General features: G+C 53.5%; 16 protein-coding genes. 8 read left to right on the top strand and 8 right to left on the bottom strand.

The window, feature by feature from the left end; all coding sequences use genetic code 11:
• Positions 1-46 precede the first annotated feature (46 nt).
• On the bottom strand, positions 47-3337 hold the full coding sequence (locus FYC48_RS05940) for a hypothetical protein (RefSeq protein ID WP_149495661.1): 3291 nt from the start codon (positions 3335-3337) through the stop codon (positions 47-49).
• Between the two features lie 139 nt (positions 3338-3476).
• On the opposite strand from FYC48_RS05940, the gene FYC48_RS05935 reads away from it, so the two are divergent.
• The 4 genes from FYC48_RS05935 (at position 3477) to FYC48_RS05920 (ending at position 8322) form a co-directional block, all read left to right on the top strand.
• Complete coding sequence (locus tag FYC48_RS05935) at positions 3477-3818, top strand: MotA/TolQ/ExbB proton channel family protein (protein WP_160149348.1); 342 nt, start codon at positions 3477-3479, stop codon at positions 3816-3818.
• Between the two features lie 185 nt (positions 3819-4003).
• Positions 4004-4492 carry a DUF1579 family protein gene (locus tag FYC48_RS05930; RefSeq protein WP_149495659.1) on the top strand — a complete coding sequence of 163 codons (489 nt, stop codon included), beginning with the start codon at positions 4004-4006 and terminating at the stop codon, positions 4490-4492.
• A 134-nt stretch (positions 4493-4626) separates the two neighbouring features.
• Positions 4627-7605, top strand: a complete 2979-nt coding sequence (locus FYC48_RS05925) for a PQQ-dependent sugar dehydrogenase (protein ID WP_149495658.1) — start codon at positions 4627-4629, stop codon at positions 7603-7605.
• 72 nt (positions 7606-7677) lie between these two features.
• Positions 7678-8322 carry a hypothetical protein gene (locus tag FYC48_RS05920; RefSeq protein ID WP_160149347.1) on the top strand — a complete coding sequence of 215 codons (645 nt, stop codon included), beginning with the start codon at positions 7678-7680 and terminating at the stop codon, positions 8320-8322.
• Positions 8323-8479: 157 nt separating this feature from the next.
• On the opposite strand, the gene FYC48_RS05915 is transcribed toward FYC48_RS05920, so the two are convergent.
• The 3 genes from FYC48_RS05915 to FYC48_RS05905 are packed head-to-tail and all read right to left on the bottom strand — an operon-like array spanning position 8480 to position 11649.
• Entirely contained in the window at positions 8480-9151 is a 672-nt protein-coding gene (locus tag FYC48_RS05915) for a phosphonatase-like hydrolase (RefSeq protein WP_149495656.1), read from the bottom strand.
• On the bottom strand, positions 9129-10316 hold the full coding sequence (locus tag FYC48_RS05910) for a TIGR03364 family FAD-dependent oxidoreductase (RefSeq protein WP_149495655.1): 1188 nt from the start codon (positions 10314-10316) through the stop codon (positions 9129-9131). Before FYC48_RS05910 ends, FYC48_RS05915 begins: the two co-directional genes overlap by 23 nt.
• Before the next feature lie 10 nt (positions 10317-10326).
• Positions 10327-11649: a DUF5690 family protein gene (locus tag FYC48_RS05905; RefSeq protein ID WP_235034093.1), complete on the bottom strand. Its 1323-nt coding sequence runs from the start codon at positions 11647-11649 to the stop codon at positions 10327-10329.
• Between the two features lie 408 nt (positions 11650-12057).
• On the opposite strand from FYC48_RS05905, the gene FYC48_RS05900 reads away from it, so the two are divergent.
• Entirely contained in the window at positions 12058-13152 is a 1095-nt protein-coding gene (locus FYC48_RS05900; RefSeq protein WP_149495653.1) for a zinc-binding dehydrogenase, read from the top strand.
• 148 nt (positions 13153-13300) lie between these two features.
• On the opposite strand, the gene FYC48_RS05895 is transcribed toward FYC48_RS05900, so the two are convergent.
• Positions 13301-13675 carry a hypothetical protein gene (locus tag FYC48_RS05895; RefSeq protein ID WP_149495652.1) on the bottom strand — a complete coding sequence of 125 codons (375 nt, stop codon included), beginning with the start codon at positions 13673-13675 and terminating at the stop codon, positions 13301-13303.
• A 229-nt stretch (positions 13676-13904) separates the two neighbouring features.
• Between FYC48_RS05895 and FYC48_RS05885 the strand changes: the two genes are divergently transcribed.
• The 3 genes from FYC48_RS05885 to FYC48_RS05875 are packed head-to-tail and all read left to right on the top strand — an operon-like array spanning position 13905 to position 19287.
• Positions 13905-14843 (top strand): alkaline phosphatase family protein, encoded by a 939-nt coding sequence (locus tag FYC48_RS05885; RefSeq protein ID WP_149495651.1) that lies wholly within the window; start codon positions 13905-13907, stop codon positions 14841-14843.
• A 5-nt stretch (positions 14844-14848) separates the two neighbouring features.
• Entirely contained in the window at positions 14849-17839 is a 2991-nt protein-coding gene (locus FYC48_RS05880) for a DUF1553 domain-containing protein (protein ID WP_149495650.1), read from the top strand.
• A gap of 17 nt (positions 17840-17856) precedes the next feature.
• Positions 17857-19287, top strand: a complete 1431-nt coding sequence (locus FYC48_RS05875) for a DUF1501 domain-containing protein (RefSeq protein WP_149495649.1) — start codon at positions 17857-17859, stop codon at positions 19285-19287.
• Between the two features lie 23 nt (positions 19288-19310).
• On the opposite strand, the gene FYC48_RS05870 is transcribed toward FYC48_RS05875, so the two are convergent.
• The 3 genes from FYC48_RS05870 to FYC48_RS05860 all read right to left on the bottom strand — a co-directional run bounded on the left by FYC48_RS05870 (position 19311) and on the right by FYC48_RS05860 (position 25281).
• The gene (locus tag FYC48_RS05870) at positions 19311-20189 is read right to left on the bottom strand and encodes a chemotaxis protein CheW (RefSeq protein ID WP_160149346.1); all 879 of its coding nucleotides are present in this window, start codon (positions 20187-20189) and stop codon (positions 19311-19313) included.
• Positions 20190-20483: 294 nt separating this feature from the next.
• A complete protein-coding gene (locus FYC48_RS05865; RefSeq protein WP_149495647.1) occupies positions 20484-22769 on the bottom strand; it encodes a sulfatase-like hydrolase/transferase in 2286 nt (761 codons plus the stop codon).
• A gap of 61 nt (positions 22770-22830) precedes the next feature.
• Positions 22831-25281: a right-handed parallel beta-helix repeat-containing protein gene (locus FYC48_RS05860; protein ID WP_149495646.1), complete on the bottom strand. Its 2451-nt coding sequence runs from the start codon at positions 25279-25281 to the stop codon at positions 22831-22833.
• Between the last annotated feature and the right edge of the window lie 6 nt (positions 25282-25287).

Here is a 25287-nt window from a genome sequence, read left to right as displayed (position 1 = left end):
ACGATTGTTCGGCGTTGATACAGTCTGTTGTGACGCAACGCGAACACTATTTCAACCGCCAGCGAACATTGCTTCGCAAACCGTCAGACTCGAACTGCATATTTAATTGGATCGATTCGATGCGGTTCATCAGGCCGAAGGGCTGATCAGGCTGGTACCGAGGTTGCCGCTGCTGCACCGGATGGCCGAATGCATCGCTGAAAAGTCGCTGATTTTCCCAACGCCATCGATCCCCTTGAAGTTGCCGCGGATGGAACCCAAACAGTCGTTGATGTTCAGCCATGGCCGATTCTAAGCTGTCACTACCGGCCAACATCAGCGGATACAGGCGTCCCATCCCGGACATCACCGCACGCCGGTTGGCGTCGGCAGCGGCGGCATGAAGCCCTGGTAATTGCAACCGGCAAGCGACGGGGTTGAGTTGCAGATAGGACGCATTCAAATCAACCGGTTCAGAGCGAACCACACGGTCGTCACTGGACCAAGGAATGTTGCGGATCACCATGTAGTGGTCGCTGATTTCAATCCCGTACCGCAACTTGACCATGCCCATGATGTCCATCACCCAAACCCAACGATCATCGTCGTCTTCTTGGTAGAACGAGGTCGCAAAACCATTGTTGGAAGCTCGCCCCATCGATCGTGCGAGAGCGGCTTGTCGAAGGTACTGGGCGGTCCGTTCGGGATCTTTCGTTTCGACAATGATGCTACAAGGACGTGTCAACATCGACAGCATCACCGGAACCATCGTCATACTGTTCCCGCCACGGATCACGTTGCCCCCGAAAGCCCCGAAGACATCACCGCTACCGACAGCAATGATCGGATCAGAATCAAAGACCGCAAGGTGGACGCTGGGACCAAGATCGTCCAACATTGCCGAACTGACACCGGAATAGTGGGCGAAGAAATCCGAGAAATTACCGGCGATCTGTTGCCATGCTTGCTCGCGAAGATTCATCGAGAACTTCAGTACCGGCGTCGGTTCAACGATTGGTACCGATAGAAACTGTTGATCGTCTTGGTGCGCCAAGACTTGACGAAGTCCGTTGTAAATCGAGTTATCAACGAGTGGCAAAATAAAGGTGGAAAGTTCCAACTCGCCCGGCGCGGTATCGTTGAGGCGAATCGCGATCGGATCAAAGAATTGCCGCCAATACCTCGAGTAGTTCTCGCGATAACTTTCGTATGCTTCCGCTTCCTCGGGAGTGATCTTTTCGATCGGAACATCCCGAAGCGTTTTCATCCGGGGCAACGTCCCATAGTGCTCCGACCGAACGATGCCACTCGGCAGGATCTCATGACTCGCGTTTGCTCTGCTGTCGTTCTGGCCGCCGGCGCTGTGCCAATCACTGGGAAGATAACCGTGCCGGGCGAGGGCATCAACTGAATGGACATCGGTCAGGCCATCTAAGCGTGCTTGCAGTCCCTTAGCCGTGATCGCTTCCATTCGCGCTTTTGCCAAAATCCGTCGTCGCTGGCCGATCTTCGTTTCTGGTCCGACAAGTCTTCGGACGAATGGATCGGATAGGTAGGCATACAATCGTGTTTGTTCGCCAACCGGCAATTGGGTGAGCATGTAGCGAAACTCGGCACTCGCGCCCAAACTACCTTCGCCACCGTTCTGTTGCAGTTCCAGGGCGCGTCGCAATTCGTGCTTGTTACTGCTAAGAAAAAGCAGATCGCCGCGGAGCGAAGCAAACGCCGGCTGATCGCCCGAAGTTGGAAGCTTGACAAGTTCTTCCGTCGATCCCGCAGTGACTCCTAGCATGCTTAGCATCCGTCGTAGTAAAGTAGGTTGCTTCAGTCTCGCGACGACCGTCACATCGGTTCCGTCAATAAAAAACAAATCAGGAGTGAAGACCGACATCTCCTCGATCATTCCCGACGACAGTACCGCATCAACCCAGTCGCGATTCACCCCAAGTCGATCGAGATAGCGGGCTTCCAGGTTGTACTGCAAGCAGTTGCCCGACATCATCGTGCCCAAACTGGCGATGAAAGGCGCGCCGGTATCAAATAACGCTGGAAGCGAATCCGGCTTTCCGATGTAGATGAAAAAGCGATCATGTGGAACAAAGGAAGCAAGCTCGAGATGACCGCCTTCCGTTCCAGCTAACATCTCCTCGAATGGGTGTGATTCAACCTCGACACCCTTGATTGAATTGAGGTCAACACTGCCCGCACTTGCTTTTGTTCGGACGTTCAGGTTTTGTAGTTGCAGCGTTTCCTCGATTGCCGCCCTGCCACCGAGGATCGAAAACATCGAAAGACTGCGACGCGGGTTCGTGTCTTGTTCGGTGGTTTGCGTATGATTCCAAACATCTAAAATGCCCCCGCTGCCGGCCAGCACATACGGTTGCCATGCGAATTGGCGAGCTTGGCGGACCAGCGGTGCGATATCGTCGGTGTTGGATTCTTTGACAACGGTGACATCGAGCCTGGCCAACGACGATTGCTGTAAAATTGAGTTGGCGATCTTAATGTCGGACACGGACTGAAGACGTTCATCTGAGATGATGACAATGGTGTAAGAAACCATCTCGCGACGATCGGCCCCTTCGAACTCCGAACCAGATAGAATAGGCCGGATCTTGGCATGTTGCTTCTCAACCAGCTCACGATCAATCTCAGCGCGTTCACAAGCCCCGTCGGTGTACAGGACCCAGTGTTTTCCGTCATCGATCAGTGGGCGAAGTTGAAACGCTAAAACTTTTCGAAGCTCCTTTGGAACGACAAGACGCTTGCTCAACGGACTCTCGGTCACCGCTTGTTCGGAAAATTTGAAATCGACGTTTGGGATCAAATGAATAAATGGTCCTTCGATCGATTCCTTCGAGATCATGTGCTCCAAATCACGGATTCGCCAAGACATTCTGTCCCAACTCCCCGACATTGACTGAGTCGCGTCGTTTTCTTCATAGATCGCTTTCAACGAAGGCGGACCGACATGGTTGTGGTCGATCGCATACTGGCGACAGAGTCCATACCCGCGTTGTGTCTGCCACTGCCCCGCTTGAATAATACGGTCTTCCAGGGCCGCATACATTCGTTTTCCAAGTTGCCGCAGCCGCGCGGTATCCTGAGGAACCAAGTACGATTCGTGCACGGAAATTGGCAGCTCATCTGTCTGGATCTGCCAAAGCCCGTCTGCCGGAAGTTCAATCGACCCGACGATCACATGGCGGCCGCCCTCACCCAGCATACAGTGCCTGATGTCACTGACCGGAGCTGCCGTATCACCGCAGAAAGCATCCCCGGACATCGGAAACCAAGCGAAAGCGACACCGAGCGTGACCAGTAATTGACGGTGAAAGATGGCTGACGAATGCAACATCGTCGCGGCCCCCATGTTAGAAAGGAGAGTCAGTTCTCGAACGATTGCCCTGGCAATCACCCATTCCTTCTCGAGCCTCAATCAGAGCATGCGTGGCGCGGAATGTCAAAATTCCCGACGTCAATCGTGCAGCAAGACAATGCCCCGCAATCCGTATCAAACCTCCAGCAACGACGACGATCACCGAGACGTCTCTGACGCCGCGTTTGAAAAACGGAAACAGATCCTGAAACGCATGCAACTCGTCTCGGGTGTCGTGTTCCTAATCGCCGTCGTGTTCGCTGTTGCTGGGACCACCCTTTCCATGATGGCGGCCTTTCGTCAACTGTCGACACAAAGTTCGGTCGATCCCACACAATTGGCCGCCGGGATCTCTCGGTCGCTGCGTTTCGGTGCGATCGGAATTCCGATCGCCGTTATCGCATTCTTGGTATCCGCTTGGGCTAGGTTAACGCTGCGTCGCGAAGGCTTAGATGACTAAATATGAACCGGAAAAATACTGTAGTCTTGCCTTTGAGCCACAACAGGCCGTCAGCTCTACAGCCACCGTCTCAGATACCGGCCTCCCCGGCTGCTCGCGTGCCCGCCCTCATACAATCGTGAATGTGGCGGGTTAAACACGACTAAAGAACTCACGATCCCCCAACGATACAGGAAACCCGCCGGATGTCTGATGCGATCAAGCAACTTTGGAGTCGACTGCCCGGGCGCTGGCATGGTTTTTGTCGAACCTGGTTTGAGCCGAACAAATTGGCAGATGAATCTGAAATCGGCGGCACCATTGAGCCATTGATCAACGATCATTTTCTGAAGCACCGGTACCGCGGGAGCATTAACGGAAAGGCTCGATCGGGTGAAGAATTGCTCGCATACAACGAGATCACCAATCAATGGCAATGTTCATGGTTGGACAGTTTTCACATGTCCAAGGCATTGATGTTTTCTCAAGGCCAACCGACCGAACGTGGCTTCGAAGTCTTCGGTCAATACGATGTCGGCCAAGGACAGCCCGCGTGGGGTTGGAGGACTCGCGTTGAGCTTGTCGATGACAACCAACTGTTGCTAACCGCATTCAATGTCACCCCCGAAGGTGAAGAAGCAAAGGCTTTAGAAACACATTACCAACGCGTGTCACCGCCACCGAGTTTCTGCTAGGCGGCCGTCCACTGATCTGGCAACGATCGATTCGGCGGATTACTCGGTTAACGTGTGTCAGAAAACGCTCCCATTCGAGAAACGGTTGTTAAACTGGCCTGATCCCTCGCTCGTTCAGGTTGGAGAACAAAGATATGCGTGTCGATTGGTTGGTGCTGATCATCGTTGTGGCTTTCGCATTGCTGAAAATAGATGCGATGGGAACGATTGCGTTAGCGACGGATACAAGCGTCGAAGCAGAGGGTCCGCTTCCCGAACGGAAGTATCCTTGGAAGACATCCAATGTCCGAGGAACACCCGATCCTCCGCTGCCTTGCAAGAGCGTTCGTGTCTTCGCGGGAATCGAACTGTCCAACCCGACCGACGTCGTGTGGCTGCCCTCGGCAAAACGCTGGATCGCAACCCAACAAAACGGCGAGATCGTCGCCTTTGCAAACGACCCGAACACCAGCGAGTCTAACCTGGTATTAAACCTTAATGATTGCCACCGGCAACGCATCGGGCAAGCCTTGGCAACCCAGTTTCACCGCGACTTGGAAAACCATCCGTGGTGTTACGTAACTTATTCGTATCGCGGCTCAGACGATCCAGGAACGAAGTGTGTTCGTTTCAAAGTCACCGACCCGACGGTTCCGATCATCGACCCGGACAGCCGACAAGAGCTGTTGCAGTGGGATCCCAAAGGACACACCGGCGGATCGATGCAATTTGGCCCCGACGGAATGTTTTACCTTTCAGTCGGCGATACACAGCCGCCATACCCGCCTGATGCCAAAGAGACAGGTCAGGACATCAGCGATCTTGAAGCTTCGATCTTGCGACTCGATGTCGATCAGCCAGAAGACGCCGCACCCTATCGAATTCCGGCGGACAATCCATTTCTCGATCACCCTAATGCCCGTCCGGAGGTGTGGTCGTTTGGCTTACGCAATCCATGGAAGATTGCGTTCAATCCTAACAACGGAGACTTGCTTGCAGCCGACGTTGGCTGGGAAATGCGGGAAATGATTCACCGCATCGATCGAGGGCGAAACCATGGCTGGAGCATCATGGAGGGCAGTCAGATCGTCAAACAACGCCAACCGCCGAGCATCCCCATCACACCGCCATTGTTCGAGCACACTCACCTCGATTCCCGCTCGATCACCGGCGGACATTTCTGGCAAAGCGATCGTCTTCCGGAACTGAAGGGCGCTTACATCTACGGAGATTGGATGACCGGCAAAGTTTGGGCACTCAAGTCGGCCGGGGATCAAGTTCTGTGGCAGAAAGAGCTGGTCGATACGCCACTTCAAATCGTTTGCTTCATGTCATCACCCGATGGCGAAGTGCTAATCGTTGGTTACGACGGAACCATCCTTCGGCTTGAGGCCAACGAGGAAGCGTCCCGGCAACAAGCGTTTCCTCGGCGTCTCAGTGAAACCGGGATTTTTGCGAACACGGTTGACCAAGTTCCAGCAACGGGCGTCTTTGAATACCAAATCAAAGCTCATCATTGGGCCGATGGAACTTTATCCCGGCAATGGATCGGTGTCCCCGGTTCAAGCCAATTGGGACAGTACGAAAAAGACGACTGGCAGAGACCGATCGTCGCCGGTCGCTTCGAATTTCCTATCGATACCGTCGTCGCGAAAACGGTCAGCTACGACGTCGACCCAAGCGATCCGTCAACGCGCCGTCACATTGAAACCCAAGTCTTGCATTTAGCCGACGAAGAATGGCGAGCCTACAATTATGTTTGGAATGATTCGCAAACCGACGCGATCTTGCAAGCGGATGTCGCCACCGAAACTCAACTGCGAATCGTCGACCCAAGCGCCGATGACGGCTTTCGAACGCAAACCTGGCGACATGCCAGCAGAAGTGAATGCCTGCTTTGTCACATTTGGGCCGGAGGAACCGTACAAGGTTTTTGGCCGCCACAGTTAGACTTGCAGCGATTCGGACATGATGGTTCTTTTAGCCAACTTAAGCGACTGAAAGAACTCGGCTATTTCAAAACCGCGATTAAGTCAAACACGGCGATTGTGTCACCTCACGACCAGTCACAATCGCTCCAGGATCGGGCGAGGTCCTACCTTGCACTCAATTGTTCGACCTGCCATCGGCCGCAAGGTGGCGGTACGGCGAACTTCAACTTTGACATCACCAAGAGTCTTGATGCGAATAACTATCTTGACGAACCACCCGCGCAAGGACATTTCGGCATTCCTGACGCCCGTGTAATCAAGCCTGGCTCCCCATCGCAGAGCATCCTGCTTTATCGTGTCCTAAAATCCGGCCGAGGCCACATGCCACAGTTCGGTTCGAATGTGATCGACCTTCGGGGCGTGCGTTTGCTTCATGACTGGATCGCGTCGCTCGACGATTCGGCTGGCACGCCGATCTGGAAGACGGCGGCGAACGAGCTGACTTCGGCAGACGACAGGCAAGTCGAAATCGATCGTCAGCTCGGATCTCCTGCCGGCGCGTTGGCGCTTTCTCTTGCCTACGGTTTCAGCGAGTCAGAGCTTTCCAGCGATCTTAAAGTTGCCGTGATTGATTCCGCGACCAATCATCCTGACAGCTTAGTGAGGGATCTATTTGAGCACTACCTTCCCGAGGACGAGCGTGTCGAGCGTTTGGGGCCAGACATTTCCGTAGAGCGATTGCTGGCGATTGAAGGCGTCGCCGAACGCGGGCGGCAGCTATTCGAAAACGCACGTGATGTGAATTGTCGATCCTGCCATTCGATCAATGGAATCGGCAAGGACGTCGGCCCGGATTTGACGGGCATCTCGGCCAAACAGACCCCGCGAGAGTTGCTGGTCAGCATGATCCGCCCGTCTGAGAAGATTGAGGATCGCTATCGGTCGCAGCAGATCTTGACCAGCGAGGGTCAACTGTTCGTCGGGATCGTTACGAAAGAAGACACCGAGTCAATCGCGTTGGTGGATTCTTCTGGTACGTCGATCACGATTGCCAAAGACGACATCGAACAGAGTCAACGGTCGAACAAGTCGGCCATGCCCGATCAGCTATTGGCCGGGATGACAGCCCAACAAGCGGCTGATTTATTGGCATACATCGTTAGCACGGCCGCAGCACCTCAAAACGGGAGTGCCGAAGACTGATCTAGACATCCCTGCGACGCATTTTGAATAATCCAACAGTGAAGAATGGAATCGATAGGCAAGGAGCAGGCCGTGTCCGAAGGTGAAGAACGCAAATCAAAGTGGGGCGATGTTCGTGATTTATTTGCCGCGACTCGCGAGGCGATCATCGTTCTCGCGCTGGTACTGCTAATCGTCGCCCCGGGATTTGTTCGAGACCAATTGGAGCGTGCCGGAATCACGTCCTTCGCAGGAGTAGAATTCGGGATCGACGATGTCGTCGACGCGGGCGAGCAGGTCGCGTTGGCGGAAGCTGAGGTCGCGAACTTGGCAGCTCAGCTGGCATCCATGCAATCGAAGCTTGACCAGATGAGTGATTTGGGTCGATCGGCCAAGCCCGAAGAACTCCGTGAGATTGCCAGTGTCGTCGATTCATTAAAGACGAAGGCGGCTTCAGTAGATGACTCCCTCTCGCGAACGACCAGTAAGATCGGACGTGCGATCCAACTGACACATCCGGATAAACTGCGAGAGCTTTCCGAGCGGAACGCCGAGAACCAACTTCGATCTCGAAAAGCGTTAGAGCAGACGCTGGAACAAACGACGCTGCTGCCCGAGTTACCTTCACAAGCGACTCGTGAGCCGATTCAAACGAACCTCAGCGATCCACCGGTTCAGTCGGCACAGCTAAAAGGATTCTTTGTTCCCCAGCAGAGCTCATCCTCGGTGTCCCGTTAGAGCTTAGTCCATTTGACAATACGGTTGCGAGTCTTCACCGACGTGCGTTAGCACCGGTGATTGCTCGGAAACCGTGGCTAACACCAGTCGGCCAATCCTAACCTGGAATTGGAAAGAAGTTCTGATGTTTTGCCAGAACGACACTCTGTTTAATCCGCTAGGCGATCGCCGCGGACAACTCATGAAGGTGATTCAGGATGGCGGTTGGGCCTGCCTGTTGGATTTGTTCGGCGGTTTGGGCTCCCGTGGTGATCCCAAATGTCTTGCCGCACCCTGCGCTGAGTCCCTCTTCGATATCGATTGCAGAGTCACCGACCTTAGCGACAGCGGCTGCCGATTCGACGCCGGTTAGCTCCATCGCTCGCAAGATCATGTCTGGTGCGGGACGACCATTTTCGACATCGCTTGCGGTGACCAGGGCATCAATCTGTTCGCCGACTTTCCAGCCGATCTTGTTGACCAGCGATTCCGCCGTCGCGCGATCGTATCCGGTGTTCAAAACGACCTTCACGCCTTGTTGGTGTAGCTTGGCAAACAGCTCGGTCGCGCCGGGCTGTTCCTTCACATCAAGGTCTTGATAAGCCTTTTTCAAACGACCTTTGAAATCGGCAAAGATCGCGGCGACCTCTTCATCGCTGGGTGCGCCACCGTCGATCGATAGCACATCGCGGATCGCCTGTGACTTTTCCTTTCCGGCACCGGCGGCTTGCACTTGATCCTGAGTGTAATTGTGCCCGGCGGCGTTGATGGCCATCCGCACGGTCTTATAAACCACGTTGTCTTCATCGACCGTGGTGCCCGCCATATCAAAGACAACTAGCTTGATCATTGGTGATTTTCTCCATCGAAGATTTAGCGTATCCGGCGCTACTGGTCATCCCTTTACCGCCGATACCGGTGACGACATGAATGTGTTCGTCGATCACCTGGTTGTAAATGCCTTCCGGTTGATCGGTTTGGCAATAAACTCCAAACCAACTGGATTCGACTTGCCAATTCGGCAAGTCGAAAATTTTGCGTCCCTCTTGGACAAAATAATCATTAATGTCCGTTCGCAGATCAAACCCAAGGTCGTCGACCGCTTCGGCGGAAGCGTATTCATGCGAGTCGCCGAGGATGACGCTGCCGTCGACTTCTTGTTTGAACAGCACATGGACACCCCAACGTTTTGCAAAACTATCGGCCGGCTCCTTGGCCTTGATGGCGTTCCAAGAAGGACATTGAGCAAAGCTTTCGTAGCGGCGAATCGACAATCCCGTAAGCACGTTTCCTGGAATGTCGACCCCCGCTTGCGATCCCAAACGCAACATTTGCAGCTTCACCGTTTCGATGTCGCTATCATAAAACATCTCGGGATACAGCAAACGAAATTCGCTACCGTTGCACAGGACCGCCTTCTCCGCCTGGAAGGTTCGCCCGTCGCTTGCTTCTGCGTTCACTCGGCCCAGGCCATCCACCGTTAAATCGATCACCGCAGTGTTGAAGTGCGCTTCAAATCCAGGTTGTTCGGCGAGCCACTGATGCAGTCGGTGAATCATCAATCGAGGATTCACCGAGACCTCTTCGGGAAAGAACAATCCGCCGCGGCAATAATCGGAGCGAAGTTGCGGGTACCGTTGCCGGCACCGGTCGGCGGTCCACAATTCAGACGTGTAGTCGTTGTCGCGGTTGATTGCGTGCAGTTCTTCGATCAACCCGAGTTCTTCGTCATCCGAAGCGATGTAGATCGAACCGAGTTGACGTACCGAGAGATCGGCTTGACTTTGTAACGATGCGTAAATTCTCAAACTTTCGCGGCCGTACGCTTGCCACGTCGAGTCGAGTCCCGAGGGAACGACTTGCCCAAAGTTTCGTACCGTGGCCCCACAAGGCGCCGCGTTGCGTTCGACTAAACGGACACGCAAGCCTTTTTGTAACGCGTGGTAGGCATGGAACGCTCCCAGTACCCCACCACCGACGACCAGCAGGTCTGCCTTCTCAGCACTTACACTCATGTCCCAACACCTAGGTTCCTTCAACAAGTCCCGACGCCCGCTGCAAGCTTTCTTGCTTTGGTATGACGCGAAAGTAGTAGATAGCGAGCGCACCGGTAATCACCGTTGAACACAACGCGACCGAGATTGATAACCAGTTCAGCAACTTCAAATATTCGAATTGATCCGATGATGAATTCCGAAACACCATGACCGCCACGTAGCCAAGGTAGCCGATCGCATCGGCAAGATACATCAAGTAACCGATAGTGCCCACTTCACGAAACGCAGCAAACATCCGTTCAAAGACGGTGGTGTGATACGCGACGTAGGGAATGTACATCCCCAGCCCCAAGATCACCATGAACGTCATCGGCGAAAGCGAACCGGCGCGTTGGCCGATCACCGCCCCGATGACGACCACGAAACCACTACCGATCAGGCCGATCGATGAAAGAAAAGCGACGCGGTTATTTTTGATTGTGACCGCCAGAGCATTGATCAAGATCACGCCGATCATCACCCAGAATTCCGATCGGGCAAAAACATCGGGCTCGTCGGTGACGCCCATGTCACGCCAAATTTCAACCGCAAAGTCGTCGCGGACACTGCGGATCAGCGTCAGTAACGTGTACATCGTAAGCAGTCCAATGAGACCGAAAGCGTGGCGGCGCATGAACTGCCGACGGTCAGATCGCAGCATCGGAACTCGTTTGCTGCGCAGTGCTTCGTCCTCTGCCGATGGCGGTGGGACTTGTGACAGCATCCAAACAAACATCAATAGAGGGATGACAAAGATCAATCCCGTCAGAAACGGCATCCAGTAGGGATCGACGCTGTAGTCCAGGATCAACGACCGACCGACCGATTTCACGAAGCCTGAAGAAATGATGAAACTTGCGCAAAGTCCTGCGGACAAGGCCTCAGTGACCCGCCTGCCTTCCAAAAAGCCTAACACCAAACCGAACACCATCCCCAAGGGCAGGCCATTAACGAACAGCCAAATCGCGTTCCAAGGGGCCGGTGTAAGACCGAAAAGCAACAAAGCAAACTCCGCGATCGCGATCATCGCAACGATTGAAACAGCGCGGTAGCGAGCCGGCATTTCAGAGACAACCTTAATGCCAATGAACTTTGAAAGCGTATAGCCAGCCGTTTGCGAGGCAACCAAAATGGTTTTCAAACCGATGCCCAACCAAACGGCGTCTTCGTAAGTTGCCGCAGTGAATGGCTTTCGAAACGCATACATGCAGAAATACGTTCCGAAGGCTGCCGTGATGCAGTACGCACTGAAAACAGATTTCGGCGCACCACTGAGCCAATTCGAAAGCGAACTCGAAGATGAATCCTTCACGGGTAATCCCTGCGTCAATAGAATCGTGCCAACTCAGATCATGAGTCATCTGCCGCGGTGATCTCATTTCGCCACAGCGAACCTATCTGCAAACCGATGTGTGTGCCGACTTGCATGCCGACGACGCCGCGGCGCCCCTGCTTTTTGTCGGGTTCAGCGACGCAGGCCCGATGCTAGCGCGCTGGGCTGACGGCTTCGGATCGGTTTTCATACCAACCACACATACCAAACATGTTCGAAGGATCCGATGATCGCCCGCCGCAATAGCTATGATTTAACAGCACCACAGTTGTCAACGGGGACCGCTGATGCCACCCATCCAAAAGTTGCTGGCAACTCGTCGACTGTTAATATTGCTTCACGATTTGATGTGCAATGCGCGAACTTTAAGCACGACAAGGTGCTGCCATGAATCGAACAGCCATCCTCTTCGATGCGGCGTCCAGAACGCTCTCAACCACTCAACTCCCCGACGCCCCACTGGCCGACGGGGAAGTTCAGATCCACGTCACTTGTTGCACCATTTGTGGGAGCGATCTTCACACGTTTACCGGACGTCGAAGCGCGCCGCCCCGATGTGTTCTAGGGCATGAAATTGTCGGCACCATCGATCGGTGGGGCGGTAGCGATCCGCCTCAAGACATTCGTGGTCGCAAACTAGTTGCCGGCCAACGCGTCACATGGGCGATGGCCGTTGGATGTGGAACCTGTTTCTACTGCCGTCATGGAATCAGTCAGAAATGTGAATCTCTGTTTAAATACGGGCATGAAACCCTGCGTCAACACTCCACCGGTGGCTTGAGCGAGACTTGCGTGTTGGTCCCGGGAACCCCGATCATGCCGATCCCCGATTCACTCGATGATACGATCGCTTGCCCGGCTAACTGCGCGACGGCGACGGTGTCTGCGGCGATGCGATTGACGCTTCAAACACATCCGATCGAAGACGCGACGGCAATGGTGATCGGTGCGGGAATGCTGGGAATCACCGCGGCAGCTCAATTAGCCGATCGTGGTGCTCGAAAAATCATCGTTGTCGACCGTGACTCGAATCGTTTGCAGATTGTGGGCCGATTCGGCGCCACCGATACGCTCGTTCCCGAACCAAGCACTGACATCCCAGCTGCGATCCGTGAACGTACCGAAGGACGTGGTGTTGATATCGCATTTGACTTTGCCGGGTTCCTGCCAGCGGTCGAGAACTGCTTGCAGTCCATTCGAATCGGAGGAGTTGCGATTCTAGCGGGATCGACATTTCCGAGTGAACCGTTAAAGATCTCGCCGGAAACGATCTTACGTCGAATGCTGACGATCCGTGGCCTTCACAACTATATCACGGAGGACCTTGAGGACGCCGTCAACTTCCTCGAACGCACCCGCCAACGCTATCCGTTCCACGAGTTGATTTCATCGCCGTTCTCGCTCAATCAAATCGAAGACGCGTTTGCCTACGCGATCGACGAAAAGCCCATTCGTGTGGCGGTCCGCATGGACGGGAGCTAGCCGAGTATTGCCTCAACGTTCGAAACGAAGAGCAGCCGCATGGTGCTGATTGGAGACGCGCTATCCTGCTGCATCTTCTCGTGTGAAGGTAGTGCCGCACGCACTAGCATCTGACGTTGTCGATTAACCAACGCCGCCGGAATGACGATCAGCCGAAGACAGCTTCGTAAAGTCGACTAAACTCAGGTGCGACGGCTCTCGTTTGCTGAAATAGGCCGTCAATTAGATTTCGTTCGCTTTGCCGGATTGAGTCACCACTGCATAGCATTTCCATCAACAGCACGCTCTCTTCTCGAGAAATCTCGCCGTCTTCTAAAATCACGCTGCGAACGCAGGGAAAAAGAATCTCGTCGAATTCGGGACAGATTTCGTCGGCCGCTTTCATGAGCTCGACCAGAAACTTGATGTCGGTGAGATCCAGTTTCTTATTCGCGACCAAGAACTTTTCGATCAACGTGACTTCGTTGGCTGAGATCTTGCGATCGGCAAGCACGATCTCTCGTAGTTCTTCTAAATAGGTCATGACGGATTCCAGTCGTTGATGGCGCGCGGACTATGGTGGAAACATAGGTTGTCATTTACGCCCGTCCCGTCAGATCGGTTAAAATAGACGACGATTAATCACCGCTCGTTGATTTAGACCATGATCACGAACTCGCCAGCGTTGGGCCTTGAGTCGGCAGACGCTGCTCCAGCGTAAATCATCCAGCAACGAAGCCCCGCCACAATCCCTCCCGCAACCAGGATCAACTGTGACCACACGTACGGTTCTTTCTGCGCTCGCTCTTTTCGTTTTCGTCGGCACGCCGTCGATTGCCCAGGATGCACCGAAATCGCGAGTATTGGTGATTGGAGTTGACGGCGTGCGAGCAGATGCACTGAAAGCGGCAAAGACACCCGCAATCGATGCACTGATCGAAAACGGAATTTTTGCCGAGACGACCAAGATACTCGGTGATCGCTATCAGGATAACGACACTGTCAGCGGGCCGGGCTGGTCTAGCTTCTTAACCGGAGTCTGGGCAGATAAGCATGGCGTTCATGACAACAGCTTCGAAAATCGCAACTACAAGGACTACCCTCACTTTTTCGTGAGATTGAAAGAAAAATTCCCTGACGCAATGACCGCATCATTCGTCGATTGGAAGCCGATCGATCAGTATATCGTTTCCGGTGCGGATATCCGAAAGGTCTACTCCGCGGAAGGTGCCGATGGTTATGCCGAACAAGATGAAGTCATTGCCAACGATGCTTGCGAGTTACTACAGCATCAAAATCCACATGCAGTGGTCGTCTATTTTGGAGCGATCGATGAAACAGGGCATCGGTACGGATTTCATCCTTCGGTTATTCCATACGTTGCAGCAATCGAGAAAGTTGATTCACAGATTCGTCGCTTGATCGCAACCTTGAAATCACGTGAACAGTTTACCGACGAGAATTGGTTGGTCATCATCTCTACCGACCACGGCGGCCGCGGACTTGGTCATGGATCAGGGCATCGTGTACCGGAAATCAACACCACGTTCTTAGTGGTTAGTGGGGAGTCGGCACAGAAAGGATCGCTCGACAAGGCAACCTATGTTGTCGATGTTGCTCCAACAGCACTATCGCATCTCGGTGTAAAGATCGATCCACAATGGAAACTGGATGGATCTCCGGTCGGACTGATCCACCACCACCAGCAGTGATAGAAATGATAATTCGGCAAATTGGACGAGGAATTATTCTTGCCTTTGTGATCGCCTGCGGCGGATCGACGGGACTGGCCGAAGATCTGTTTGTCGATCAAGTCGCTCCGATCCTTCAACGTCGCTGCTTAGATTGTCATAACGACGGGCTTCGTGAGGGAGAGTTATCTTTTTCGAATTCCGACGATCTTCGCCAGTCCGGATACATCGATGTTGATACCCCCAGCGACAGCTACTTGCTTGAACTGATTACACCGATCGCTGGCCATGCCGAAATGCCCAAGGATGCCGAGCCACTCGATCGCGATGAACTGAAGATCATCCGCCGGTGGATCACCCAGAATGCTCCTTGGCCTGAAGGACATCGCATCGAGCCTCGAATCATCGATGATCGGGATTGGTGGTCACTGAAGCCGCTGCTGGCTTCCGAACGAACGGTCGATCCGAGCGTCAACCCGGTGGATGCATTTATCACCCGATCGCTCGGCGCACAAGGGCTTCAAGCGGTCGAACAGGCAGCACCAAGTGTCTTGCTGCGACGCATCACCTATGACCTCACCGGATTGCCTCCCACAACGAAAGCGATGGAGGAGTTCCTAAAAAACTGGGAAAAAGATCCGGAAGCGACGTGGTCGGCGACCGTCGAGCGTCTGCTGCAATCCGATCACTTTGGTGAAAAGTGGGCGCAACATTGGCTCGATCTCGTTCGCTATGCCGAAACACATGGATTTGATAAGGACAAGCCGCGTCCCAACGCTTGGCCCTACCGCGACTTTGTGATCAATAGCTTCAATGACGACAAACCATACGATCAGTTCGTCAAAGAACAAGTCGCCGGTGACGTGCTCTATGCGGGGACAGAAGACGGGATTTTGGGACTCGGTTTTCTCGCCGCGGGCCCCTGGGATTTCATCGGACACTGGGAAGTCGGCGAAGAGAAACTTGATGGTCGGATCGCCAAACATCTTGATCGAGATGAAATGATCGCCGCCGTATTCAACGTTTTCCAGAGCACAACGATCCAATGCGCCCAGTGTCATCATCACAAGTTCGATCCGATCGCTATGCAAGATTACTATCGATTGCATGCGGTGTTTGCCGCAGTCGATCGCGCCGATCGGGTTTATGCAGGACTCTCTGGCGAAGAAAAATCAGAGAAAGATCGACTTGAAGCAAAACTGAATACGCTTCGAAAAACACAAGACACACTGCGAACAAAGCTTGACCAGCAAATTGCGTCAGCGACAACCGACATCGATCACCGTATCGAAGAAGTTTTCATACAATCCCCCCCTCAGACCGAACCGCCGCCGCAATACGGTTTTCATAGTCAAATTAGCCCAGACGCTAGAAATGAAAAATGGCTGCAGGTCACCCTCGCCAATCCCGCGATGCTCAGCGAAGTTCGATTGATCCCTGCTTTCGATCGATACAACGATATCGGAGCAGGCTTTGGATTCCCGGTTCGCTATCGCGTAGAAGTTTCCAGCGATGCTGACTTCAGTGAGGATATTCGCCTTTGGCAAGATGCGACGGAACGCGATCAATCAAATCCAGGAACACGAACCATCGTCATCAGCGGCGATTCCAGGATAGTAAGCAGTATTCGAATCACCGCGACTCAGCTTCGCGAGCGTCGCAACGATTATCACTTTGCATTGGCGGAAGTCGAAGCCATCGAAGCATCAATGGGTGAGAACATCGCGTCAACGGCCACGGTATCTGCGAAAGATAGCATCGAAGCACCTGTGCGATGGGCGAAACAGAATGTCATTGACGGCGTCTTTTACAAAGAACTAAATGATGAATTCGCGCTAGAAGAATTGCACCAATTGCGTGATCAACGGAATGAGATCACGAAGCAGTTTCGCTCGTCAAAGATGCAGCAATCGATCAATCGTGTTAAGGAACAGATCCAGGAACACGAAATCCAATTGAAGAAGATCCCGGTGGGGCAAAAGGTTTATGCCGCGACGACTTCTTTTCCTGGAGGCGGAAAGTTTGTCGCCACCGAGGGCAAACCGAGACCGATTCACTTGCTATTGCGTGGTGATCTCCGCAGCCCCGATGCTTTGATGACCCCGGGTGCACCGCGACTTTGGCAGGGTGCCGAAACGGTGTTCTTTGAAAAGGACTCCTGGAACGAAGGCGACGCGCGGGCACGCCTAGCGTTCTACCTGACCTCCGAACAAAACCCATTGCTCTGGAGATCGATTGTCAATCGCCTCTGGGGCTGGACGTTCGGATCACCGCTGGTTTCGACTGCGAATGACTTCGGCAGAAGCGGGACAACGCCGACTCATCCAGAATTACTTGATTTTTTGGCAGTTCAGATTCGGGATGATCCGAAACACTCGATCAAGTCAATCTTGCGATTGCTGCTGACTAGCGATGCTTATCAAAGATCATCAAGAATTGATCCGGCAATGGCCAAACGGGATGCCGAGAACGCCTATTGCTGGCGGGCCAACCGACGTCGGTTGACAGCCGAAGAGTACCGGGACTCGCTGTATTCGATCGCCGGAATTCTCGATCACTCCCTGGGTGGGCCAAGCTTTCAAGATTTTCGAATTGAGAAACCTGAACACTCGCCGCACTATCAATACCATCTCCACGATTTCAACGACAAAGCATCGCATCGACGATCGGTGTATCGATTTGTGGTGCGATCACAACCTCAACCGATGATGACGACGCTGGACTGTGCCGACCCTTCGATCAGCATTCCAATGCGTGACGAGTCAACGACGGCGTTACAAGCGTTGACGTACTGGAACGATCGACTGGTTGAGTACGCGGCAGACCAATTCGCGAAACGAATGGACGCACACCACGAAGACGCCGACCAGCAAATTCGTTTCGCATGCCGTCTCGTTTTGGGCCGAGTCCCCACGAAACAGGAAACACGTATCTTAAAGCAGCTCCAAACGATACATGGGAACGCAAACGTGGCGCGCGTCCTGTTCAATATGAATGCCTTTGTGTACCTCGACTAGAAACGAATCGGAATCTGATGAACACCCGACGTAGCTTCTTGGGAACAGCCGCAGGCTCTTTTGCCGGTCTCGCACTAGGAGATTTGTTGGCTCGCGACGGCGTGATGGCGAATCGTTTGCATCATGCCCCCAAGGCAAAACGTGTCGTCCAGTTGTTCATGGCCGGCGCGGCAAGTCACGTTGATTTGTTCGACCATAAACCACTGCTTGAGCGACAACACGGGAAACCCTGGGACCCCGGTGAGCAAATCGAGCTATTTCAGAGCACTCCTGGAGCGTGCTTGGCTAGCCCATGGAAATTCCATCCCTACGGCGAAAGCAAAAAGATGCTCAGCGAGATCGCCGCACCACTTGGTGAGGTAGTCGACGACATCGCGTTTGTTCATAACGTGATTGGCAAAACAGGGGTGCATAGCCAAGGAACACTCTTGCAAACGACCGGATTTAGTTTCACCGGTTTTCCGAGTGCCGGGTCTTGGGTCTCGTATGCTCTGGGCAGTGAAACGGATAACTTACCCTCGTTTGTTGTGTTGCCAGATCACCGTGGGTTGGCGTCCAACGGTGCCAAGAACTGGTCGCCGGCATTTCTTCCGGCGGAATACCAAGGGACGCTAATTCGGATGGGGTCGAACGACCCGATCTCCAACTTATTTCCTCCCAAGAGTGGTTTTATCACCGCAGAAAGCGATCGAGATGGGTTGGACGCTCTTCATCAACTGAACCAACAATACGCAAGCCAACGTCCTGGTGATGATCGATTGATGGCGCGAGTGCGGTCGTACGAATTGGCGGCCAAGATGCAGTTGAGTGCCAGTGACGCACTCGACTTAACTGACGAACCGCAATACATCCACGATCTATACGGACTGGCACCGGAAGGTCCAGGAGTGGACGATACGAACATCAATGAAAAGGCCGAAACCGAGTTCTTCGGACGTAAGTGTTTGACCGCGCGTCGGCTGTTGGAGCGAGGCGTCCGGTTCGTTCAAGTTTGGAGTGGAAACGACAACGGTTTCCCTCGTCGGAACTGGGACTCACACGAAAACATCAAACGCGACCACGGCCCATTGGCCCTCGGGATGGCTCGAGGAACGGCAGCCTTGATCAAAGACCTTCGTCAACGTGACATGCTGAAAGACACGCTGATTCTATGGACTACCGAATTCGGACGGATGCCGTGCTCTCAAGGAAGCGAGGGACGAGACCACAACCCGTTTGTCTTCACGAACTGGCTTTGCGGCGGTGGAATCAAAGGCGGCACCTATGGCGAATCCGACCCATGGGGCTTTCGTCCCCTCGATCGTAATGCCAGTACACAGGTGTACGATATCCACGCCACGCTCCTACACCAACTTGGGATCGACCACACCAAACTGACCGTGAAGAACAACGGAATTGAGCGGCGATTGACCGATGTCCATGGTCATGTCATCGGTGAAATGACGTGACGTCGCTGGGACAGCCGGTTTCTCTAAAATGCTTTCGCGAGATCGTCCGGATCGAATGCCGCTTTCTCTTTTCCAAATCCGGAAAATAGATCCAGACCAATGACCTGAATCAGGTCTTCGGTCGCTTCATCGTGGACGAATCCTTGCAACCATTCGCTATTGTCACTCAGATTATGTGGCAAATAGCCATCGGTCGGAAAATCTTTGACATCGCAGACACTGTCGACCACCAGGCCTGCACGTCGATCGCCACGTTCGACAACCACGACGACACCGGTGTGCAGTCGGCGAACGAGATCACACGCTTTATCGAACAGTTCTAACAAGTCCTTCAGCTCGTTTTGTTTTGCTTTTTCAATCAGTTCGTTCGCTTGATCAGTCTGTCCGCCGATCACAAGCTTGGTCACTTCTGGTGCGATCGCGTGAAGCTTTTCGTGCGGCGTATTGAACCGCCCCAGGATATCGACCAACGCGACCTGATCTTGGGTGAGGCGTTGCAGTCCGTTCGAATCCGCAAGCAGTGCGTCATACCATTGACCGAAGGCACACGCGCCGGGTTCGACTTCCAGTGGAAACTCACACTGGTGCCGGACGGATTCTTGCAATGCTTCGATCCACTCTTTGTGATCTTGCGCGAATTCGCGGAACTGTGTGATAAGACCATCATTTTGTTCCTTCATCGACGGCTTGCCGAACAGCTTACGAACATTTTGAACGCAAATCGTTCTCCCTCTCAGGTTGATGACGCCCTGCACGTGCTCGGGTGTCCCCGGTAGTGGAGTGACCTTGAGGTTTTGCAACGTCAACAGTTCTAAGACGTTGTCTACCTGGATCGCATAAGGCTCTGCCCCCACCTTAAAGACCAACAACGGGCTGGTGCCGGCACCATCAACTTCACTCATCATAGGTCTAACGCTTTCGGAGGATTCGAGACTGTTCACTTGACTCTAGACCTCCAATAGGCGTCGATGACATCGGCGTCTGCAAACCCTCTGCATTGCCCCCACAAAGCCGTGAGCCGAACTCGCTAGCGTCGGGTTTACATCCGCATGACCGGCCCCTCGTCTAGCGTCCGCGGCTCACCAGTTGGCGTCATCGGTCCAAGAATATTTTAAGATCCTGTTCTAGGGTCGCCCTCGTTCTATGAAGGTCGAGCAGTAAGTTCAAGAGACTGAATTCGCTACCCCAAAACACCATTAGCGTCCGCTTGACGACAGGTATCGCTCCAAGGTCACTTCGGTCGCAGCATAAGAGAGTTTGTAGCGTTGTCCTTTAGAGTCAACAACGACATCTCCTGCGTGATCAAATCGTCCCTGAACCGATCGTGCTTTTAGAATCACGACGGGTTGGTCAAACAGAGTCTGCTTACCCGCGTCCTCGCTAAGAATCAACTTACCAGCCAAGGTCGCTTTTCCGTCGACGTGGATCAAAGGAGCGATATCGCCGACAAGCGAGACCTCTAACCTACCGTCATGCGTTTGAGAAAAGTCACCTCGGATAGACATACCGGAGGTCGATTGACGATCGACAACCAAGGCTCCTGAATTATCGAGTGTTCCATCGATCGTTCCATGACCTTCGACGGTGCCTCCGTTGCGAACATCGATGGGGCGGAGCGAATGAACCGTTCCTCCTTGAATGACAAGAGCTCCATTTGGCATCACACGGATTTCATTTCGGCCTGTCAGATTGACTTGAGGTTCTAAATTCAAGGTCTGGCGGGATTCCCCACCGATCGACAAGGCAAGGACCTCAATTGACTGGTCGACCTGAGCGACGTTGGGTTGGGAATCGGAGTTGTATAGTGTCGCGACCCACGATCGTTTCGGGGAACCGCGATCGACTTGATAAGTGATCCCGGCATTCGCGTATTCGTAATCGGACCAGTGATCCGCATCAGATGTCGATGCGAGCGAATTGCCGGTCCAATGATGATAGGTGACTGCAAATCCCTTCGGTTCGGTCACACATTCTCCGATTAGGAGTTCGCGAAGTTCATCGACCATCGCCGGATGCTTACTTGATAAATCGATCGACTCGGCAGGATCATCGGTCAGGTTATACAAACCAAAACGTTTTTTGTTGGTGCGAATTAGTTTCCAGTCATCTCGAATGATCGATTGGCCATTGCCCGCTTCGTGAACAATAAAGTTGCGAGACCGGAACGTTGACTTGCTGGTCAAAAGTGGTGCAATCGATTGGCCGTCAATTCCTAGTGGCGGATCAATTCCGGCGAGTTCACAAAATGTCGGGAACAGGTCCGTCACATCGACCACGGTTTCAGTGTTCGTTCCACGCCGCAACGTCGAAGATTCATTGATTTCGTTCGGCCAACGCATCATCAGCGGAACACGAATCCCACCTTCTTGAATCCGCCCCTTGACTCCTTGAAGGCCGCCGTTCGTGGCGAGTTCGCTAAGACACTTTCCGTTCGGCCCTCCGTTGTCAGATTGGAAAATGACCAATGTTTGATCCGCGATCGAATCGTCGGTGCTTCCGTCCTGATTGGGATCTTCGAGTGCGGCAAGCAGGTTGCCAAAGTGAGCATCGATTCGCGTGACCATCGCCGCCCACTGCTTCGTCTGATCAGACAATGTTTCAAAGCCTGGTTCCGACCGATAGTGCCGATCCCATTCGGGAAGCGATTCGATTTCTCCAAACGGAGCATGTGGGATTTGTACGGCCAGCAATCCAAAGAATGGTTGACCGGTTTGATTGAATTGCCGACCTTGTCGACGAACAAAATCCAATGCGGCGAATGCGTAATGATCGTCGCAGTAAGCAGTCTCGGGGTACTGTGGGTGGTTCTGCATCGCGGGCTCGGTCGGAAAGCGATTCGAATCACGGTAATCGCCGACCGAATTGGCAACTAATTGCAAACCGCCAACTGCCCCCGGTGGCGCGGGAGCTTTCCAAAGCGTCGGCTGAAAGAACGTATGCGCCCGTACATGGTGTAGCTCTGCCAAGACATGCTGATAACCGTGTGAGGTCGGCAGAGTTTGTACGTTTTGGATGGTGGGTTCGTGTTGGTCCTTTGAACCACCATAACCCCACTTACCCCAGTAACCTGTCGCATAGCCTGCTTGCGAGAGCAGATCTCCGATCAAGATATCATCTGCCCGCATCGCTTTCTTGGCGTTGTCGGGATCATTTCGATCGGCGAAGGTATGCCCCTGGTGAAAGCCGGTTTGTTGAGACGATCTCGCAGGCGAACAAACGTGACATCCATATCCGCGAACAAAATTCACGCCTTCTCGGGCGAGTCGATCAAGGTGAGGTGTCTTGACCGACGGCAAGTCGGCTTGCTGGCGTTCCCATTGGCCGTTGGGACCGATCGAGCCCCAGCCCATGTCGTCAACATAGAGATACAAAATGTTGGGGCGCTCCGCGGCCACCACAGCTTTGGATTCAATCGCAATCACACTCAGAAAGATCGCAATCGCGACACGGCACCAGGCGGGATTGAAGTGGGGAGTCATCATCGAAGCCAACCTTGCGGACCAAAAGAGTGAAATAAGTGTTGCAGGCAGCGAACCGAACAGTTTATTCGGCGCCGACTTCGCCGATGACCCGCAGCAAGTAGCGATGCAAGTCAGGCCGTCGCTTCGCAAGATCAAATCCTTCCTCGCTGAACGGTTGGCCGATTGCTTTACGCATCAGATTGTGCATCAGGAATCGCCCTTCGCCATCAGTCATGTGGATTGCATCGCGGTAGAGTTGCTCTAGGTCACTGAGCGGCGCACGAGCGGATCGAATGTCTTGGTCGATTCGGTGAAGTGCGTCGGTGCAGTGTGTTTCACGAATCATTCGATCCGGAAAGCGTTCCTGTAGTCGAGACTTTAACGCGTCGAGATAAGCCACATTATGTGTCATCATGTCTGAGACTTTCGAGGCGTACTCGGATTCAACGGTTTCGCTACGAGCCCACCCGGAATGTAACAAAAGCGTTGCCGCGGGCTGCATCTTCATCCACGCGGAGATGGCCTCGACGTCTTCGTCCAACGACGTTCCGTAATGTGGCTGAACACTTAACACATCGTATTGCAATTGTGCCAACGCGATCGGCCAATGACGCGAAGATGCGACGCAAGGATCCGCGGGGCGATCGTGGATAAATTGAAGGCTCTTGCCACAATCAACATGCCAGTCAACGTAGTCATCAAGCAACGGTGGTCGCGTGTCCCAGGTGAGTGAATTGCCGATTAGAAAAATTCGTGGCTGTCGTGGAAGAACCTCGTTTTCACTTAGTAGGACATTCTTTTCCGGAGTGTTGTTGTATCGGACCGGCGGTGTTCGATCGGTCTCCAGTTCCCAATGGTTATGGTGGGCGCTGTTCTGACCGGCACGATGAAATCGGAGTGGCGATTTTGCGATCCGGCGAAAGGTATTGCCCGTGATTTCAAAGCCACTGGTGCCTTCGTCAAGGAACATCCCGTTGCTTTCGGCACGTCCCGCGTTCAACGGTACGTTGGTGATCACATTGTTACGAAGAACCGATCCGGGTTGATTCCCAAGCGTGTAGATCCCTCCCCCATCACTGAGTACCTGCATCACTCGAGAGATCCGATTGCCGGAGATCACATTTTCCTTCGCCGGGGACGGAGTCGGGTTCCAAATCCATCCGAGCGATATTCCCGTGTAGGGACAATCTGAAATCTCGTTGTCGGCGATCTGCAGTCGCCGATTCAAGGCGGCCCAAATCGCGACGCTTCCAGAGAGCACTTGACCGCAGTGCCGAATTTTACAGTTCTCGATGCGATTGTTCGTCGGAACCTGTTGTGGTGCTGACCGATACCACGAGTCTTCATCAACACGCCGATCATTGTTTTCACCCAAGTTGATTCCGTTGCCACCGATGTCCTGGAATTGGCAATCTGACACAACGCAATCGTTGCATCGGCCGCCAATCCAAAGTGCGGTGTTACCCAGGCCGGCAAACGTGCAGTGTTCAAAGTGAATCTGATTGGCTTGCTCAAGGTGGATTGCCGCTGAGAGCATCGGACGGTTTTTGGTCAGTCGATCGCCGTTCCCGTCACGGGGTTCGTGCATCGTCGCTTGTGCACCGGCAAGTCCGCCTGGAGTTTTCGGAAACGATGTTCCTGTGAAACGCACTCCCCTAAAAACGACATTTTTGATCGGCGAGGCGTTCGGCCCCGCAGTTGTGATGAGCTGCTCGAGTATTGGTAGCTCGATTGACGGAGCTTCTTTTTCACTACCTGCAACGACCAACACCTGACGGCGCTCGGCATCATAAATCCATTCTCCTGCCAAGTCCGCGAACGCTCGATGCCCTTCGAGATAGTATCTCGGTTGTTTTTCAAAATGATCGATCGCATAGTGTGACGCGCTGCACCCGATCGGCCCGACGGTTCGCAGTTGACGGTTGTCATGGTCGATTTCTCGGACCGGGAGTCGACTACTGGACCAATCGTGCAAAAACACTAGCTGGCAGGGGGCGTCCTGCGGGTTAACGTCAGCCGGAATGTCACCGGCTCGGAATCGAAATCCACTGCGCCGATCTTTGTGAGCGGCCTCAATTCGAAAGTAACCAACGTTCGGGTGGCGAGCAGATCGACGAAGCTTTTGATTTACAAGTAACACGGTAGGCGACTGATTCAGCGTCTCCGTTTCTGGTACTTGATAGACCCAATACCGGCCTTCCTTTCGATGGGGTGTCAATTGCACCGCGCCGCTGAACGACGTTTTGCTCTGTTCGATCGCTTCGAACATTAGCCCTTCGCCAACCATCGATTGATTGATCACCAATGGCGAACGCAATCGTATCGTTCCTGGGCGAAAGCGAATCACAACTGCCGCCGAATCCCCCGATTCGCGTCGATGCTGGATTTGCTTGAGGGCTACGTCAAGTTCGCCTGCGGTACCAACTTGAACATGCCGATCCTGTTCAGCCGCAAAAGAAGTCGCGGGAACGATCAGACAAAGTAGCGTGGCAAACATCACAAAGCTTGCCGGTCGTTGGATTCTAGTCGTCATAGTGTT

This window comes from Roseiconus lacunae (assembly GCF_008312935.1).
GTDB classification, from domain to species: Bacteria; Planctomycetota; Planctomycetia; order Pirellulales; family Pirellulaceae; genus Stieleria; species Stieleria lacunae.
This window is presented reverse-complemented; position numbering and strand designations above follow the sequence as displayed.

What these genes read in the sequence shown, in the direction of transcription:
- FYC48_RS05895 (WP_149495652.1), bottom strand. Translation starts at nt 13,675, where the DNA reads ATGACCTATTTAGAAGAACTACGAGAGATCGTGCTTGCCGATCGCAAG.
- FYC48_RS05860 (WP_149495646.1), bottom strand. Translation starts at nt 25,281, where the DNA reads ATGACGACTAGAATCCAACGACCGGCAAGCTTTGTGATGTTTGCCACG.
- FYC48_RS05870 (WP_160149346.1), bottom strand. Translation starts at nt 20,189, where the DNA reads ATGAGTGAAGTTGATGGTGCCGGCACCAGCCCGTTGTTGGTCTTTAAG.
- FYC48_RS05935 (WP_160149348.1), top strand. Translation starts at nt 3,477, where the DNA reads ATGCCCCGCAATCCGTATCAAACCTCCAGCAACGACGACGATCACCGA.
- FYC48_RS05925 (WP_149495658.1), top strand. Translation starts at nt 4,627, where the DNA reads ATGCGTGTCGATTGGTTGGTGCTGATCATCGTTGTGGCTTTCGCATTG.
- FYC48_RS05915 (WP_149495656.1), bottom strand. Translation starts at nt 9,151, where the DNA reads ATGATCAAGCTAGTTGTCTTTGATATGGCGGGCACCACGGTCGATGAA.
- FYC48_RS05910 (WP_149495655.1), bottom strand. Translation starts at nt 10,316, where the DNA reads ATGAGTGTAAGTGCTGAGAAGGCAGACCTGCTGGTCGTCGGTGGTGGG.
- FYC48_RS05930 (WP_149495659.1), top strand. Translation starts at nt 4,004, where the DNA reads ATGTCTGATGCGATCAAGCAACTTTGGAGTCGACTGCCCGGGCGCTGG.
- FYC48_RS05875 (WP_149495649.1), top strand. Translation starts at nt 17,857, where the DNA reads ATGAACACCCGACGTAGCTTCTTGGGAACAGCCGCAGGCTCTTTTGCC.
- FYC48_RS05940 (WP_149495661.1), bottom strand. Translation starts at nt 3,337, where the DNA reads ATGTTGCATTCGTCAGCCATCTTTCACCGTCAATTACTGGTCACGCTC.
- FYC48_RS05880 (WP_149495650.1), top strand. Translation starts at nt 14,849, where the DNA reads ATGATAATTCGGCAAATTGGACGAGGAATTATTCTTGCCTTTGTGATC.
- FYC48_RS05865 (WP_149495647.1), bottom strand. Translation starts at nt 22,769, where the DNA reads ATGATGACTCCCCACTTCAATCCCGCCTGGTGCCGTGTCGCGATTGCG.
- FYC48_RS05900 (WP_149495653.1), top strand. Translation starts at nt 12,058, where the DNA reads ATGAATCGAACAGCCATCCTCTTCGATGCGGCGTCCAGAACGCTCTCA.